This window comes from uncultured Methanospirillum sp., assembly GCF_963668415.2.
Lineage (GTDB): Archaea > Halobacteriota > Methanomicrobia > Methanomicrobiales > Methanospirillaceae > Methanospirillum.
The window spans coordinates 2,622,942-2,639,645 of the sequence record NZ_CAXXDL010000001.1; the positions used below are offsets into that span (position 1 = coordinate 2,622,942).

The window sequence follows — 16,704 nt, forward strand, 5'->3', positions numbered from 1 at the left end:
TTACTATTATGGCGCTGGCCGGTGACGGGGTTTGTTTGAGGTCACCTGTTCCGGTACGCGTAAATCAGGTGTAACAATATGAACAGGATGGGACAGATCAGCCGGGGGATATTCCTTCTGGTTGTCATGGGGGCACTTTTTGGGACGATGGCTGCTGCCCAGCCGATTAAAGCACCGGCTGTGATCACCTCTCCCGGTGTGTATGAACTGAGCGAGGATGCCAGACAGATTACAGATGTCTATGGTGTCCAGATCCAGTGTTCTAATGTTGTGATAGATGGTGCCGGTCACTTCCTTGGGGGAGAAGAACGTGAGAAGTCGGCCGGTGTATTTGTCAACAAGTATGGCGGTTCGATCACCAATGTCACCGTGAAGAATCTCAACCTTGAGAACTGGGAGGGTGGCATTGTCTATAATTATGTGAAAGGCCAGAAGGGAGATTCAAATCTCATCACTGATTGCGACATTGTGAAGTGTGACAAGGGTATCCACATCGAGTACTCCGATTATGTCATGGTTGAAGAGAACCAGATCCGTGACTGTTCATCTGGTGTGGTTGTTGAAGAACTCTCGACCAATACAGATCTGAAGAAGAATACCATCAAGAGTTGCGGCGTAGGAATCGGCGTCGCCAACTCGCAGCAGACTACACTGGAAGAGAATACCATAAACACCTGTAAGGTTTACGGCGTCGAGGTGACCGACTCGGAGGGTACAGTCGCGAAGAAGAATGGAATCAGCGACAACAAATATGCCGCATTGAAGATTGAGAACTCTAAGAAATCGGAGATTACCGGTAACACCCTCTCCCAGACCGAAGTCGGTGCAGTGCTCATCATCGGCAATGATGTCCACAACGCCGAGATCACTGATAACTACTTCAGCTCATTCGAGAATGTTGTGGTCGATGATGTAAGCACAGATATCGCCTGGAATAAAACCCAGAAGCCGGGGATAAACATCCTGGGAGGGCCGTATCTGGGTGGAAACTACTGGGGATCTGCAGCCGGCACAAAGGGATATTCAGACACGGCAGCTGATAAAGACGGCTTTGGTATTGCTGATCAGCCGTACCGGATCAATGAGTACAACATCGACTACCTCCCGCTTACTCATACAACCGCAACCAAGGCTCCTGAAGAGCAGGAGATAACTCCTGATGTAAATGGTACCAACTCAACCCCTGATATCTCATCCGATCAGACACCAGTGCAGGAAACACAGCCTGAGCAAAGTCAGGAACTATCATCAGTATCAGAAAACAGTTCGGCAGTTCCTGTGAAAGAGGTAGTGACCCCGTCTGTAACGGAAAAAGCTATAGATCAGACAAATATCACAAAGCCCGGCAATACAACCAATATGAGTTCTCCTGTCCCGGTTCTCACCCTCAATGATCCGATCATGAATCGGTCTGTAGCCAATGCCTATCCGACTGTGAGTAGTCAGTTCCTTCAGGTCTCCTCTCCATCTGTCAACACTTCCGGTTCAGTTCAGGGTTCTGATAGTGTAAACAGTTCCTCTGAAACAGGAAACAATACCTCCCTTACAACAGGGGCAGCAGATAAACTGGCACTTCCTGCACAGAACGGGTACCTTGTGTTCCAGGTGTCAGAGTCAGGAGGCCGGGTCATTCTGACAACCACTACCGGTTCCGAGATCAAACTCGATACCATGCAGCAGAAGGACCTTGCAGTTCCGGTTCCTGTCGGTGGGCTCGAATACGTGACATACCGGGTTGAAAAGGATGGATACATTCCTGTTTCCGGGCCGATATACCCATATCCTGGTGCCGGACAGACAACATCGATCGCTGTCACCATGATAAAAAGCCCTGCCAATACAACCAGTCAGTCGATCCTTCAACCTACACAGAATGGGGTTAAACTATCAGGTAGCACGTATAGCCCGACACCTGTAAATACCACCGGAGCCGTAAGCCAGGTAAACGCCTCTTTGTCTTCGGCAGGTACAAACAAGACAGAACATACAACCCCATCACCGGTAGTCAGAAACCAGACTCTAAATGTAGCAAACAGTTCGACAGCCAACCAGACCGGTACATCTACAACCCACACTGAGCGAACCCCTGCAGTGGTTGCTGTAACAAACGGAGTGAGCCAGCCTTCATCCGACCAATCTCATGTCATCCGTGCATCGGCAGGCCCGGGAGGTTCTATCTATCCGAACGGTTCCGTAAGTATTGAGGATAAAGGCACCGGCTCCTTCATGATCGCACCAGATGGATCCCACAAGATCTCGTACCTGGTTATCGATGGTATTCAGACCAGCCCGATGTCTGAGTACCGGTTCATCAATGTCACCTCAGATCACACGATAATCGCCGGGTTTGCCTGAATCGAGATCAGGTTCAGGGAGTCCCACCCTTCCGGCTCTGGCGCTGTCACCGAATATATTTGATTATCCAGCAGAATAGAAAAATCAGGCCTCAATACCGGGTGTTATCTTTATCTTGCAAAAAAACGTTATTTGTACCATGAACCCCTCCCCCTGGTATTGCCTACTGCTGGTGCTGCTTCTTGCAGTGTCTGCAGTCTCGCAGGGGGCTTTTGCAGATTCCTCAAGTCAGACAATTCCAACACAGTTAACGTCACTTACGGCTCTTGAAACCCCGCCGAAGACAACGGGAAGTCCTACAGCCAAGGCGACTATCGCTCCGATTCATACCAAGGAACCGGTTATAAAACCGCCTGTTGACCAGCCATCTGCAACTCCATCAGGGACTCCCACTCCTGAGCTCCCCCAGGTCAGGGCAACACCGACGGTAGCCAAAACGACAACAACTCCTGAAGGTAAACTGACCGGGAACCCTAACGATAACGAGTCTGCCTCGACATACTTCCAGTGGGGACGGGCGTATGAAGACGCTGGCGATTACTCCGCTGCGGTTGAGGAGTATGATCGTGCCATTGCACGTGAACCCTATAATGCCGATGCCTGGTATCACAAGGCACTCTGCTATGAGAACCTCGGGATGTGGGATGAGGCATATCAGGCATACCGGTTCCTGCTCACCATTGATCCAGGGTATCCGGCATCAGTAAACATCAGCGGCAGCATCAGGGTGAATAACACAACCGACCGCCGACCGGTAAACAACCCCCCTGCGACCGGCACACCCCTGCTCTGGATTGCATCAGGAGTGATAATCACCGGGATGTTTGCAGCTGGTTTTGCCCTCTATCACCGTCGAAAGTTCCTGGAGGCTGTAAAAACCGGGGATATCTCTATCTCAACCCGTACAATACAACCGAACCAGGGACCATTCCCTGATCTTGATCTCATCGCATCTGATATTGCCCCGTACTATTGCGGTGATCCTGAAATCTTCAAGACTGTCATGCGACTCGCGGTTGAGATAGCAAGGGAAGGAAGGGAAGGTAAACCTGTAGGCACCGCGTTTATCCTGGGAGACAGCGATGCGGTTCTTGAACGATCACGGCAGCTGATATTGAACCCGGTATCAGGTCACTCAGAAAACGACCGGATGATAACCAGCCCTGACATGAGGGAGAATATCAAAGAACTGTCGCTTGTCGACGGTGCATTTGTAATCAGGGAGAATGGTATCGTCGAGGCGGCAGGCAGGTACATCTCTATTGATACCAGTGGGGTTACCCTGCCGAAAGGATTCGGTACTCGTCACGTATCAGTGGCAGCAATTACCCAGGAGACCAGTGCAATAGGGATTGTGGTGTCAGAGAGTGGAGGAGTGGTCAGGGTCTTTTCCAATGGAAAGGTCATCTTCGAGACGATGTGATCCTGCTATCCCGATATACTGATGACCATCCCGCCTTCCTGTACTATTGAAGAGCTTGCAGACGATCTGCTTCTTATACACACCAAGGGAGCACTTGGCAGGTATATTGCAGATTTCATTCCTGAATATGGGATGTACGATCTCCAGCTGATCAGCGAAAAACTGGAGCGTGATCTCCGCAAAGTACCAACCTCGTACAGAAACCGTGTTCTGCCTTACATGCGGGAATGGATATTCGGACGATACCACCGTGTCCTTATGATGAATCACAAGGATCGGTTTTCATCCCTGGATCATCCCTTATCAGATCCCGCGACGTATCAGTCGTTCTGTCGGATGCTTCCATCCTGATGCCTTATCACCGGTGATGAGAATGATCCCTATCCTGAAGAGAAGGCTCCCTGGTACCACTGCTTTATGTACCTGATGACAGCCTTCGCGATGTATGTGCTTGATGAGCCGGGCCATCCGGTTCAGATGCCATTTCCCGGTGGTCAGACTGTCTACCGGTCAGGGGATCACTACTACTGCCCGATCAGGGATAAGGAAGAGGAGATCTTCTACTCGATATGCAACTACTGCCCTGCAATACAGACTCCTGACTGAAAAAAGATTAAAATGAGATGTCGGGTCTCTTCTCGATATCTTCCCCGGCAAACTCAAGGTACTGGAGTTTTATGAGGCCTGCAAATTTGCCGATAAAGTTAGAGGGAATTGTATCCATCATGGTGTTGAACTGTTCGGCTACGTTGTTTGCAGTATACCGCTGCCTGGCTATCTCATCCTCGACCTGTTTCACCGAGTCCATCAGGCTTGTTACCGTCTGGGATGTCTTGAGGTCTGGATAGTTCTCCATCACTGCAAAGAGTCTTCCCAGCATTGAGCGTGATTCAGCCTCAATTCCTGCAAGATCTCCTGCACCTGCCGAGCCCACCGATGCACGCATGGCTGTTACCCTCTCCAGGGTATCCTTCTCAAAGGCAGCATAGGATTTTACTGCACCAAGGAGTTGCTCGATCATGTCAAGGCGTTTCTTCAGGGCAACCTTGATCTGTCCCAGTGTGGCCTCATGGGTGTTCTTCAGGCTGAAGAACCTGTTGTACAGTGATACGGCCCAGACCAACAGGCCTATTATTGCCAGTACAACAATGCCAGCGACAATTAAAAGAATCATACAGATCAGTTATTATCATCTCCTTTAATGGGTAATACTCTACCCCTTCACAAAGTGTCCGGGGTTATACAATGAGCAGGGCTGGAGATGAACGTCTGATAGTACCAAGGTATTCCCTGTCGTACCGGCTCATTTCAATCCTGCTTTTAATGGGTATCTTCCTGATAGCGATACTCTTCTCTGCTCTCTATCTGAATAACTCACGCTCAATTGAGAACGAGTTTATTCTCAGCCAGAACTATACCGAGCAGAGTCTGTCTACTTCGGTCAGACTTCTTCAGGAGACCCTGTTTATTTATGACGCTGCATACGAACCCGCATTGCAGGCAGCCATGTCCGAGTACCTCCTGAGTCTCAATGCTTCTGGTTGGGATCCAGGCAACATGGATCTTCAGGATCTTCAGGAGAGGATATATCAGGAGACAGGCTATCGGGCCGACCTTTTTGTGATAAGTGATGAAGGAGTCATCACCCGGAGTACGGATGATTCAGAAATGGGTCTGGACTTTAAACAGTTCCCTGAATTTTACCAGAATCTTACATCCATACGGCTGGGAGATGTATATGCATCTGATTCTATTATCCAATCTCTGGGAACCGGGGAGTTCAGAAAGTACGGCTATCAGCCCACTCCTGATCATCGGAATATCCTTGAGATCTCCCTGGATGTTGACGATCTGATAAGCAGAGTCAACCTCTCCTCGTTCTCAACTATATCCAATATGTATACCGGGAGTGTTCCCGGAGTCAAATCTGTCTTTATCTTTGGGAAACTTGCAGTCTTCAGGAACGATCCCAAAGAAGGTCTCCAGCATCCTGATCATTACAAGGTATCATACACCACGTTGACTGACCGGTTAGACCATATTAAGGAAGCCTTTGCATCGAAGAACAATATTGTCGCGGGAGATCCTGGTGCAAACGAATACCGCAGATACATGTATGTACCTTCACCAGAGACAACAGGCCCTTCCCTGTCTGAACTGGGACACGTCATTGAGATAACATATGATCTGCAGGAAATCAGGGATCGCCAGCATAGTGCCCTTCTGACCTATCTGTTCGGGGGTGTCTGTTGTATCATCATGGTTATGCTGGTGGCATTTGTGATCACCCGGTACATCACCCACCCGATAGATCAGATTGTGGCTGACATCGAGATCATATCAGATGGTGCGTATGATCATCCTATTACACATACTCATGGCTTTGAGTTCGGGCGCCTTGAAACCAGTATCGGGAAGATGGTTCACCATCTCAAGGATGATATCATCAGCATAAGGCAGAAGTCAGATGACCTGGATCATGAGCTTGGTCAGCGTATTGCTGCAGAAGAATCACTTCGGACTGCAAACCGGAAACTGAATCTGCTCTCAAGCATCACCCGTCATGATATCCTCAACCAGCTCTCGGTGATAACCGGGGCAATTGAACTGCTTCCTGAAGAAGGGTGCAGCAGCCTGTATCTTATCGAGATCATTCAGCGGTCTGTTGCCAACATTCATAAACAGATCTCATTTACCCGGTTGTACGAGCAGATGGGCTCGCACCAGCCCGAGTGGCAACGAATGGATGAGATGGTCATGCATGCACAGGAGGGGATCAGCCTTCACGGAATCAGGATAGAGAATACCGTCGGCAGGCTTGAACTCTATGCCGATCCGATGGCCAGCCGGGCTGTCTTCAATCTGTTTGAGAATGCAGTCCGGCATGGTGGCGAGGTATCACTCATAACCCTTGATTTCAAAGTCATTGATAGTGAGGGGATTATAGTAATTTCTGATGACGGGTATGGAGTTCCGGTCGGTGAAAAGGAGAAGATATTCGAGAGAGGATTCGGCACCAACACCGGGCTCGGTCTCTTTCTGGTCAGGGAGATCTTCCTGATCACCGAAATTAACATAGAGGAGAACGGAGTTGCCGGTCAGGGTGCCAGATTCGAGATACATGTTCCTGAAGGTGCATGGCGAATGGCTGAAGATGGTGCTTCTGGATGAGATGTTACTGATGATATATCCGAAGGTTTTTCCCGCGTCATTCTAATCATTACACATGACTCAGGTGTCTCTTCCCGGTTCTGCTGCAGAAGCTGCTGATCAACTGGCCGGGTGTTACTCACGCAAAGATGTTGAGGGTCTGCTTGCTATCACCTCGCCGCTCTTCAATGGATTCGGGTCAGGTTTGGATGAGGTTGTTCACTCATTTGAAGAGTTACGTGCCGGAATTTCCCGTGATTTTTCCCAGTGTGATGAGGTCACCATGAAATTTTCTGACACTCAGATTAAAGAAGTGCAGGGTTTTGCCTGGATGATTGCGAAATGCACAATAACTGCCCGGACCGGGAGTGAGGTTCTCTCCTTAACAGGAAGGATGAGTGCGGCCTTTATCTCGTCACCTGGCGGATGGCAAATTGCCCAGACGCATTTCTCTCTACCATATGGGGCACAGGAAGAAGGACAGTCATTTCCAACATAACTGAAAGACTCTGTCTCCAGAACCTCCGACCTGGGCAATCATCTCTTTTTTTAACCGAAAACCATAGGCCTTTATGCTCTGCTCGCACAGATATCCACCAAAGCGAGAACCTCATTCCCAGGTAGGGAACCGACGCTGGTCTGATCTGATACAATGCCAGCCCGGGATTCAGGTTCTGGAGCCGGTCATGAACAGCAGGAAATTATTTGTCGGCAACCTCACGTATTCAGTCAGGGAAGAGCAGCTCAAGGCATTATTCTCCCGTTTTGGAGAGGTTGTCAGTGTACGGGTACTTGAGAAGAAAGGGTATGGTTTTGTTGAGATGGCGACCCCGGAGCAGGCCGGTGCTGCCCGTGAGGCTCTGAGCGAGACCGAGTTTGAAGGCCGGAATCTGTTAATAGATGGTGTGAGGCCTCCCCTTAAATCAAAGAAGAGTCCACACAAACCGAGACCGAGTGGCAGTTCCCATTCCAGTCCAGGCTCAAGACCTGCAAAGCCCGGCTCCGGATACGGGTACCGTGGCAAAAAACCAAATCCATCAGGGCATGGTGGAAGACCTGGGCAGCGTTCTCCTTCAAACAGGAGGCCATCAATGCCTTCACGGAGGAATACGGGATCAGGATCGCGGAGATCCTGATCTGAATACGACCTGTATGCGATTCAGTTCTGTGCACTATCAAACTGCCTGATTACTTCCGGGAGACAGGTCACCACTCCCTTAATTCCTGAAACGGTAAGTGTCATGAGGATGGCATCCACAACTTCTTCTCTTGTTGCTCCCATCTGCCTTGCCATGGGGATATGAGCCCGGACTGCCCCTTCATCACCTGCTGCTGCCTTCATCGCGATGTAGATGAGTTGTTTTGTCTTGCCATCAAGACCCCCCGACCCGGCAACCGCTTTAATCAGATTGTTGAAGGCCTCTGCGACATCGGGTGCTTCCTGTTGGAACAACTCCATTGGATTCTTATTCATAATGAGTATTGGATCCGCGGAATTATCAGGACATATCCTCAATCCTTGTTTATCGTAAACCGCCATCCGCATCTGAAGTCTCCCACAGGTTCATCAGGAGGACAGGAGATACACTCGGTTCTGATGTCAGGATCGATTGTACTGGCAAAGCTTGGATAGTCCACCAGTCCGATCTGCTTGCATGGGAAGAACGGCAGTCCTTTTCGGTGACGTGCATCCTGGGTACGACAGGTCACCATGAACAATTCAAGGGTATAATGATCAGGCCTTGAAATTATACAGGTGTTGATCTGTGCAAAGAGCCGGGCTCCGAGTGCACGGTCCAATGCATCGAGCCCCCCGTGCTCTGGAAGGTTCAGGCGTGCAGTGATTCTTCGTGCTTCGATAACTGAAACTCCTCCCATACCTTTATATCACAAGCCATGGCTGCATCAAGCCCGTATGCCTCTTCAACGGCAAGAAACCAGAGCCCGTCCATGGCAAGCCAGTTCTTTGCTGCATCAGCAAGTTCATTTTGGAGCCTTCTGATCTCATCTGCCATATCTGATTCGTTCTTCATCATGCTCAGATCATGTCCTGATCGGACAGGTATTATTCACGTAACGATAAAACTGCCTGCACGCCCTAATTGTATGGAGACGGTGAATTATTCAGGTTCGCATGAAAAAGCGGGGGTATTTTTCTGGTTTACGCACTGCCACCAGAGGTGTTTGTCACCCTCATATCAAGGGCTTTTTGCAGAACAGCAACAGTCTCTTCAGAAGTGTCCTGACTCATTCCGAACCAGACCTGCTGTTCATCTACCCTGAGTGCAATGGATATAGTCTTTTGGTCAATTTTCATGTCTGCAATAGCCCATTGTCCTGCACGCTCTCCATGGAAGAAGGCATCTATAGAGCCATTCTCAACCATCTGAATGAGTGAAGAGATATCGTCTGCGGTCACGATACTCGGTTCTGGTATACCATATTTCGTAAGCATCCCGTAATGTGCATCTCCTGAAACAACCCCTACCTTCAGATCTTTCAGGTCATCCGGACTGGTGAGTTTGATATTAGATGCAGAATTTACGAAGAATGCACTTGAATCGTTTGCGTATGGTCCTAACCACTTAAGATCGTTCTCACGTTCCGGTGTTCTGTATAATGCCAGAAGGAGAGTTCTAGGGCCGGCTTTTGTGGTATTATACGCCTTATCCCAGGGTAGCAGGGTAATTGATCCCTGATTTATCTTGGTACCTGTATCAGCAGAGATCTTCTCGATCAGATCCACTGCCTGACCTGAAGCCTTGCCATCTACAAGATACGAAAATGGAGCATACTCTTCACCAACAACTGTCAGACCTGAATCATCTGTTGGATTTTCAGCAGTTGTCATCCCGGCAGCAGTACTTAGTAAAAAGAGGATTAGCAGAATGTGGAGCCGTAGCATATAAGAGAAGCATCCTTGCTCAAAGATAACGATGTCGCCTGAAGCCGACTCGTGCAAATACTTCAAAATGGTTGAACACAGGGATAATTCGACAACCAGATATCTACAGACCCTGATATTCTTTGTATGGGGGATGAACCTGCAGGTGAGTCTGACCTGATTTCTACGCAGATACTCGAAATTCTCATCAGGGTCGTACAAAAAGCAGCCTTCATCGATAGCCAGCCGGTGGATCTTGGGGATGGTTCGTTATTATCGGCTGGAGAGATTCATCTTATCGACATGGCCGGGCAGTATCCGCATGATACCATATCCGGACTTGCAAGCCGCCTGGGTGTGACAAAGAGTGCGGTGTCCCAGATGGTGCAGAAACTGGTGGTCAAGGGATATATTGATCGCTGCCGTGAAGAAGGCAACCGAAAAAATATCTGTCTGCATCTCACTCCATCCGGGAAAAAGGCCTTTGCGTGGCATACATCCCTTCACTCCTGTGTTGATGATCAGATCTGCTCGTATCTCTCATCCCTTTCCTATAATGATCGTCAGATTCTGCTTGAGCTTCTGATCAGAATGAGTACAACCATCGATCACTCTCTCAAGATTCGGGATGATCATATCAGAAATTTTCTCTCCACATACTCAGTTGAGTCTTCGTGACATCATCCCCTTCTTGTGGGAATCACCTCTGATACATTGTAGTAAAGTATCTAAACCATTTTCTCTATAAACTATTCTGCCGGGATCTGATCTGAAGCCTGTTTGCTTCACGAGACCCCGATATGGAGCAGAAATGACTAACCACGTATCTGAATCTGACTTTTCTCCGCTCAGCAGGACTGACGGACCTGATGTGATCGGTATCTTCAATCATTATATCAAGAACAGTTATGCTGCCTTTCTGGAACAGCCGGTACCTGATACTTTTTATGACCATATGCTCGGGCTTCTGGGATCATTTCCATCTGCAACCATCAGACAAGATGGCGTTCTGGTTGGATTCGGGATGCTTCGCCCCCATAACCCCATGCCCGCTTTTGCCCATACTGCAGAGGTGACCTACTTTATCAGCCCTACCCATACCGGGTCCGGGATTGGAGGGGCAATGCTCTCATACCTGGAGAAGAAAGGCCGTGAATTCGGAATTACCTGCATACTTGCACAGATATCATCCCTGAATGAGGGGAGTATCAGATTCCATGAGAAACAGGGCTTTACCCACTGTGGAAGATTTCAGAATAGTGGAAAGAAGAACGGAATGTTCTTTGATACCGTCTGGATGCAGAAACAAATATAAATGAAATATGTCGTCCCTACCTCCCAGATTAATATTATTGACGTTAATCTGTTTACAACTCTATGTTGTCGGTCCTGTATGTGGATGATGAGCCTGGACTCCTTGAGATCGGGAAGATTTTCCTGGAACGGGGAGGCAACCTCAAGGTTGATATTGTCTCATCTCCCCTTCAGGCACTCTCCCTGATTGCGGAGTTTACATATGATTGTGTGATATCAGATTACCAGATGCCGGGAATGGACGGGCTGGAACTTCTGAAAAAAGTCAGAGAAACCTGGCGTCCCCTCCCTTTTATTCTCTTTACCGGAAAAGGCAGGGAAGAGGTTGTGATTGAAGCCCTGAATAATGGTGCTGATTTTTATCTGCAGAAGGGTGGTGAGCCGAGGTCACAGTTTGCCGAGCTTGAACATAAGGTTCGTCTTGCAGCAGAAAGGAGGCAGGTCTCCGCAGAACTGCGCAACTCTGAACGGATGCTTACCGATCTGATCGACTTCCTTCCTGATCCCACATTTGCTATTGATCTTGACGGCAAGGTGATCGCCTGGAACAGGGCCGTAGAAGAGATGACCGGCATCAACAAAAAAGAGGTGCTGGGATGCGGGGACCTGATATATTCTGTTCATCTATTCGGGGAGAAGGGTCCACTCCTTATTGATCATGTTCTGCGTGAGTTTCCCGATGCAGCGAAACTCTATCCATACATTGCCCATGAGGGTGACAAGTTCATAGCAGAACGGTTCGTTCCGAATCTTAATGGAGGTGCTGGAGCATACCTCTGGCTTGTTGCCTCACCGATTTACAACTCCGAAGGAGATGTCATCGGCGCAATTGAGTCTATTCGGGATATCACATCGAGAAAAAGGGCCGAAGAAGAGCTTCGGGCAGCATTTGAACAACTTGCTGCAACTGAAGAGGAACTGCGGCAGCAGTACCAGGACCTTGCACAGAGTGAGAAGCAGATCAGGGACAGTGAGCGGCGTCTGAATGATATCATCAGCTTCCTTCCTGATGCCACGTTCGCCATTGATCAGGATGGAATCGTCATTGCCTGGAATCATGCTATGGAAGAGATGACCGGTGTCTCACGGGCAGAGATGCTTGGAACCGGTGATTTCTCATATGCAGTCCCTATCTGGGGCATCAGAAGACCGATGCTCATCGATGCAGTGCTCCGGGGAGATCCCTCGGTTGAGGCCCAATACAAATCCCTGACAAAGAAGGGCAACAAGTTCTTTTCAGAAGTTGAACTTCCCCACTTTTACGGGGGGAAAGGAGGGTACTTCTGGTTTACTGCAACCCCACTGTACAACTCTGAAGGTGAGGTCATCGGGGCAATCGAGTCCATCCGTGATGTAACTGAACATAAGCGTGAGCAGGATGAACTCAGGGCTGCATATGAACAGATTGCTGCCACCGAAGAAGAATTGCGGCAGCAATACAAGGATCTGGCCTGGGGAGAGGCACGGATAAGGGAGGATGAGCGGTTTATCAACGACGTCTTCTCAAGCATTCAGGACGGTATAACAGTTCTTGATACTGACCTCTGCATTCTGAAGACAAATCAGGCTATGGATGGTTTGTCCCATGATAATGTATCCATACTTGGAAAGAGGTGCTATGAGGTCTATCACAAGGCGGCCACACCATGTGCTGACTGTCCTGCTCTGCATACTCTGCGAACCGGTCATCCTTCGCATAAGATCATAAAAGGGCGTGGAGAAGGTGAAAAATCCGGTCAACTCGATGTGTATACCTATCCACTCTATGATTCGGTAGCAGGGAAGATGACCGGGGTTATTGAGTACGTCAGGGGGATTACCGAACGCACCAGGTCAGAACCGGATATTTCTGTTGAAGAGAAACCCGGCTCATCCCGGTAACCATGCCCCGTCTGAACTGGCGGAAGTATCAGGACCGGTTTGAACACCTCTCCGAGGAAATTCTATCTGAACAGATTCCCGCTGAAACATCTCTTCTCCCAAGGTTAATTGAGATCTGTCATGATGATTCCGCAGCAGACCTCTTGATCCTCGGTGCTGAAGCCCCGCTGCTTGCATATCTTGAGTTTCTTTTTGCCCGTGCTGAAGGCCCGTACTCTCCATTGTTTGTATCATACTCCCGGCTTATCACACTGGTATTTCGTCTCTCCTTCCCGCTCAAAACCCTGCTTGACCTCAACGCAGCAGATGCCATAGGAAACATGATCCTGAACAGGCGAGGCAGGCTGAAGTTTGTTATAGCCGATGATCTTGAACTCTCCCTTCTGCTTGAACGATGGCCAATGTTCGGTCTTCACCCGGTAACGGAGCGACAGGTCTTTGACGCAATCCTTAAGAAATCTGATATCAGTCACCGGCTCTCTTCAGAAGATCCCGACCTTCTCGTACGGCTGCTTGAGGTCTTTCCACAGTACCAATCAGAGTTCATACCTGCAGGAAAAACCCGTGAGGGTCTGATCGTTGCAAGGCAGGACCAATCACCCCTCCCGTCCCAGCGGAGATACCATCGCTTGTATACCCGCCTGCTTGAGCAGGGATATGATGTCAGGCAGATGATCAGGGATGAAGAGCAGCGTGTTCTCCCGATACAGATGCGCAGAAACACGTTCCTTTCATTTCTCGTGAAGCAACTGCATGGGGGAGAATGTCAGATCTGTGCGCTGACAGGCCAGAGCAATCAAGCAGGTAAATCCCCGATTACGGTTCATCACATAATTCCCTTGTCTGAAGGAGGGTCTGACACTGGCAGAAACATGCTGGTAGTATGCATGAGTCATCACAAGGCGATTCATGACGGGAGGATCGATATCTGCCTGTATGACATGATCGAGGTCAGGTGCGATACGAGTATCTATCAGATAGAACCCAACCTCTGACATGCCGTTCACGTACATGAAATACTCATCCTTTATCGGTATCTCTCGCCAAGTTTCTATCCTGGTGTGCCGTGAACGCAGTTATCATTGTCATCATCTCCATCTGTGTACTTGCTCTTGGATACCGGTACTACGGTCTGTTCATTGCAACCCGGGTGCTTAAACTCGACGAGAAGAGGAAGACTCCTGCCGAATCAGAGAACGACGGGCAGGACTACTATCCTACCAATAAATATCTCCTCTTTGGTCATCACTTTGCAGCGATTGCGGGCGCCGGCCCGCTGGTAGGCCCGGTTCTAGCAGCCCAGTTCGGGTACCTTCCCGGTATGCTCTGGATTCTTATCGGTGCGGTAGTAGGAGGAGCCGTGCATGACGTTGTTGTCCTCTTTGCTTCAGTCAGGTATCATGGGCAGAGCCTCTCTCTAATTGCTGAGGATCTCCTCGGCAAACGTGCCGGGATCATCGCTTCACTTGCCATCATCTTTATCCTGATGCTCACTCTTGCAGGTCTCTCCCTGGCAGTGGTCAAGGCACTCTATATGAGTCCGGTCAACACCCTTACGGTCCTCTCAACAATCCCTATTGCCCTCTTCATGGGATACTACATGAACAGGATACGGCCTTTCGATTACCTTGGGGGGACGGTCATCGGTCTTGTTATGCTCACCCTCGTCATCCTCGCAGGGCCGTTCCTTGGTCATATCCCCCTGGTATCCTCCCTTTTTACTCTCGGTGAGATCCCTCTCAGGGTTATGATCCCGGTATATGGAGTTTTGGCAGCGATTCTTCCTGTCTGGCTCCTGCTCTGTCCACGTGATTACCTCTCGACATATCTTAAGATCGGCACTATCCTGATTCTGGCAGTGGGTATTTTTATCGTCCAGCCTGATATCCAGATGCCTGCAGTGACCGATTACGTGAACGGAGGAGGCCCTGTCATTCCAGGCCCTGCCATACCGTTTCTGTTCATCACCATTGCCTGCGGTGCCCTTTCTGGATTTCATGCGATCATCGGTACCGGTACCACACCGAAGATGATCACCAATGAACGTGATATCCTTCCCGTAGGGTACGGGGCCATGCTCATGGAAGGATTCGTCGCGATCATCGCTCTTATTGCAGCCTGTTCGATGATTCCTGCCGATTATTATGCCATCAATGTACCGCCTGCTGTATACAGCACACTCGGGATGGTGCCGGTTCAGCTCCCTGAACTTGAGCAGATGATCGGCGAGACTCTATCTGGCCGGACCGGCGGTGCAGTATCGCTTGCAGTAGGAATGGCTGCTATCTTTTCAAAGCTCCCCTTTTTGCAGGGGCTCATGAGTTACTGGTATCACTTTGCAATCCTGTTCGAAGCCGCCTTCGTGCTTACTGCAGTCGATACCGGAACACGGGTAGGCCGGTACCTGCTTCAGGAACTGCTAGGCAGGTTTATTCCCCGGTTTTCTGAAAAGAGATGGTTCCCGGGCATCATCATCACCAGTATCCTCTTCACCTTCTCCTGGGGTTACCTGCTCTACACCGGTGAGATATCGACCATCTGGCCGCTTTTCGGGATGTCAAACCAGTTACTTGCAGCAACTGCCCTCATCGTAGGCACAACCCTTCTGATCAAAATGGGACGGCAGCGGTACATGTGGGTAACTGCCATTCCCGGATTAGTGATGATTCCAATAACCCTTGATGCGGGGTACCTCAATATCCTTAACTACCTGAAGATGCAGTCCGCAACCGGATATCTTCTTACCGGGATCTCGATTGTTCTGATGGTTCTTATGGTCATGGTCCTGGCCGAGGCCATCTGGAAATGGCATGTGCTGCTCGCGAAAAAAGCTCCTGCATAAGGCCGGACTCACCCGGTCATATGCAGACTAGGAGCATGAATTACAGGCTGATGACCATACCATCCTCACCGATGATGAGATCATCCATATCAACAGTTTTTCTTATATCTCGTCTCATCGTGATGCTTGTATACAGGTCAGCGGCAAAATGCACGAGTGCCAGCCTTTTTGCACCTGCTTTCCTGGCAGCATCAATAGCCATCTCCGGGTTCATATGTGGCCATGCAGGTATCTCCTGGCCTGGAAGATAAGAGCACTCTGATATCAGAAGGTCAGCTTCTTTTGCAAGGTTCCGGTAATTATCGCACGGACCTGTATCAGTACAGAAGGTGATGATCTTTCCGAGCTCAAATCTGTACCCATACACGAGCTGGGTATGAACAAGAGGTGCGGTCGTCACCGGGACTTCGCAGACTGTTCTTCCTTCAGGGATATCGGTGATGGTCACCTTGTACGGCAGTTCTGTAACCGGGACAGTGAACGGGTACCCGATGAATGAACTGAGCAGATCCCTGGTGCCTGGTGGTCCGTAGATCGAGAGACCTTTTGCAAACCTGAGCCGTGCAAGTGAATGTAGCCCGCTGATATGATCCAGATGGAAATGGGAGATAAAAAGACAGGCCGGTGTCTGAACTTCAGGGCAGATTTCTGCAACCTTGTGTATCCCGTCTCCCGCATCGAGGATGATTGCTACTTCAGATGTCTGGATTAATAATGAGAGGGTATTGCCAGTTTCTGTCGAGTACCAGCCGTTGGTCCCGAGAAGGGTGATGGTTATTGGTATCATGCACTCCATAATCCATTGGTTCTGTCTGGTATCAAGGCTAATCATATATTCTTCATCTGTTCTGCCAA

At 49.4% G+C, this 16,704-nt stretch carries 14 protein-coding genes and 2 pseudogenes; 11 read left to right on the top strand and 5 right to left on the bottom strand.

The window, feature by feature from the left end; genetic code table 11:
- Positions 1-78 precede the first annotated feature (78 nt).
- The 3 genes and pseudogenes from ACHZA2_RS12420 to ACHZA2_RS12430 all read left to right on the top strand — a co-directional run bounded on the left by ACHZA2_RS12420 (position 79) and on the right by ACHZA2_RS12430 (position 4,384).
- Positions 79-2,355: a NosD domain-containing protein gene (locus ACHZA2_RS12420; protein WP_319579973.1), complete on the top strand. Its 2,277-nt coding sequence runs from the start codon at positions 79-81 to the stop codon at positions 2,353-2,355.
- Positions 2,356-2,494: 139 nt separating this feature from the next.
- Positions 2,495-3,778 carry a diadenylate cyclase gene (locus tag ACHZA2_RS12425; protein WP_319579974.1) on the top strand — a complete coding sequence of 428 codons (1,284 nt, stop codon included), beginning with the start codon at positions 2,495-2,497 and terminating at the stop codon, positions 3,776-3,778.
- 21 nt (positions 3,779-3,799) lie between these two features.
- A pseudogene (locus ACHZA2_RS12430) lies at positions 3,800-4,384 on the top strand (DUF2115 domain-containing protein).
- A 7-nt stretch (positions 4,385-4,391) separates the two neighbouring features.
- Here the strand turns inward: ACHZA2_RS12430 and ACHZA2_RS12435 are convergent.
- Positions 4,392-4,952 (bottom strand): LemA family protein, encoded by a 561-nt coding sequence (locus tag ACHZA2_RS12435; protein WP_319538517.1) that lies wholly within the window; start codon positions 4,950-4,952, stop codon positions 4,392-4,394.
- Between the two features lie 71 nt (positions 4,953-5,023).
- On the opposite strand from ACHZA2_RS12435, the gene ACHZA2_RS12440 reads away from it, so the two are divergent.
- The 3 genes from ACHZA2_RS12440 to ACHZA2_RS12450 all read left to right on the top strand — a co-directional run bounded on the left by ACHZA2_RS12440 (position 5,024) and on the right by ACHZA2_RS12450 (position 8,064).
- Complete coding sequence (locus ACHZA2_RS12440; protein WP_319538516.1) at positions 5,024-6,949, top strand: ATP-binding protein; 1,926 nt, start codon at positions 5,024-5,026, stop codon at positions 6,947-6,949.
- Positions 6,950-7,004: 55 nt separating this feature from the next.
- Complete coding sequence (locus ACHZA2_RS12445) at positions 7,005-7,427, top strand: nuclear transport factor 2 family protein (RefSeq protein WP_319579975.1); 423 nt, start codon at positions 7,005-7,007, stop codon at positions 7,425-7,427.
- A 73-nt stretch (positions 7,428-7,500) separates the two neighbouring features.
- Positions 7,501-8,064, top strand: coding sequence for an RNA-binding protein (locus ACHZA2_RS12450; RefSeq protein ID WP_319538514.1), 564 nt, complete (start codon positions 7,501-7,503; stop codon positions 8,062-8,064).
- A 23-nt stretch (positions 8,065-8,087) separates the two neighbouring features.
- Here the strand turns inward: ACHZA2_RS12450 and ACHZA2_RS12455 are convergent, their stop codons facing one another.
- From ACHZA2_RS12455 to ACHZA2_RS12465, 3 genes and pseudogenes are all read right to left on the bottom strand, one after another.
- A complete protein-coding gene (locus ACHZA2_RS12455; RefSeq protein WP_319538513.1) occupies positions 8,088-8,402 on the bottom strand; it encodes a carboxymuconolactone decarboxylase family protein in 315 nt (104 codons plus the stop codon).
- Between the two features lie 38 nt (positions 8,403-8,440).
- Positions 8,441-8,964 (bottom strand): annotated as a pseudogene (locus tag ACHZA2_RS12460) (DUF6125 family protein).
- Between the two features lie 125 nt (positions 8,965-9,089).
- On the bottom strand, positions 9,090-9,833 hold the full coding sequence (locus ACHZA2_RS12465) for a transporter substrate-binding domain-containing protein (protein ID WP_319538511.1): 744 nt from the start codon (positions 9,831-9,833) through the stop codon (positions 9,090-9,092).
- A 126-nt stretch (positions 9,834-9,959) separates the two neighbouring features.
- Here ACHZA2_RS12465 and ACHZA2_RS12470 point away from each other — a divergent pair, with 126 nt between their 5' ends.
- From ACHZA2_RS12470 to ACHZA2_RS12490, 5 genes are all read left to right on the top strand, one after another.
- Positions 9,960-10,490: a MarR family winged helix-turn-helix transcriptional regulator gene (locus tag ACHZA2_RS12470; protein ID WP_319538510.1), complete on the top strand. Its 531-nt coding sequence runs from the start codon at positions 9,960-9,962 to the stop codon at positions 10,488-10,490.
- Between the two features lie 133 nt (positions 10,491-10,623).
- Positions 10,624-11,127, top strand: coding sequence for a GNAT family N-acetyltransferase (locus ACHZA2_RS12475; RefSeq protein ID WP_319538509.1), 504 nt, complete (start codon positions 10,624-10,626; stop codon positions 11,125-11,127).
- A gap of 62 nt (positions 11,128-11,189) precedes the next feature.
- Positions 11,190-13,007: a PAS domain-containing protein gene (locus tag ACHZA2_RS12480; protein WP_319538508.1), complete on the top strand. Its 1,818-nt coding sequence runs from the start codon at positions 11,190-11,192 to the stop codon at positions 13,005-13,007.
- A 2-nt stretch (positions 13,008-13,009) separates the two neighbouring features.
- Positions 13,010-14,002 (top strand): HNH endonuclease signature motif containing protein, encoded by a 993-nt coding sequence (locus tag ACHZA2_RS12485; RefSeq protein WP_319579979.1) that lies wholly within the window; start codon positions 13,010-13,012, stop codon positions 14,000-14,002.
- Positions 14,003-14,073: 71 nt separating this feature from the next.
- A complete protein-coding gene (locus ACHZA2_RS12490) occupies positions 14,074-15,849 on the top strand; it encodes a carbon starvation protein A (RefSeq protein ID WP_319538506.1) in 1,776 nt (591 codons plus the stop codon).
- 40 nt (positions 15,850-15,889) lie between these two features.
- On the opposite strand, the gene ACHZA2_RS12495 is transcribed toward ACHZA2_RS12490, so the two are convergent.
- Positions 15,890-16,681, bottom strand: a complete 792-nt coding sequence (locus tag ACHZA2_RS12495) for a ribonuclease Z (protein WP_319538505.1) — start codon at positions 16,679-16,681, stop codon at positions 15,890-15,892.
- Between the last annotated feature and the right edge of the window lie 23 nt (positions 16,682-16,704).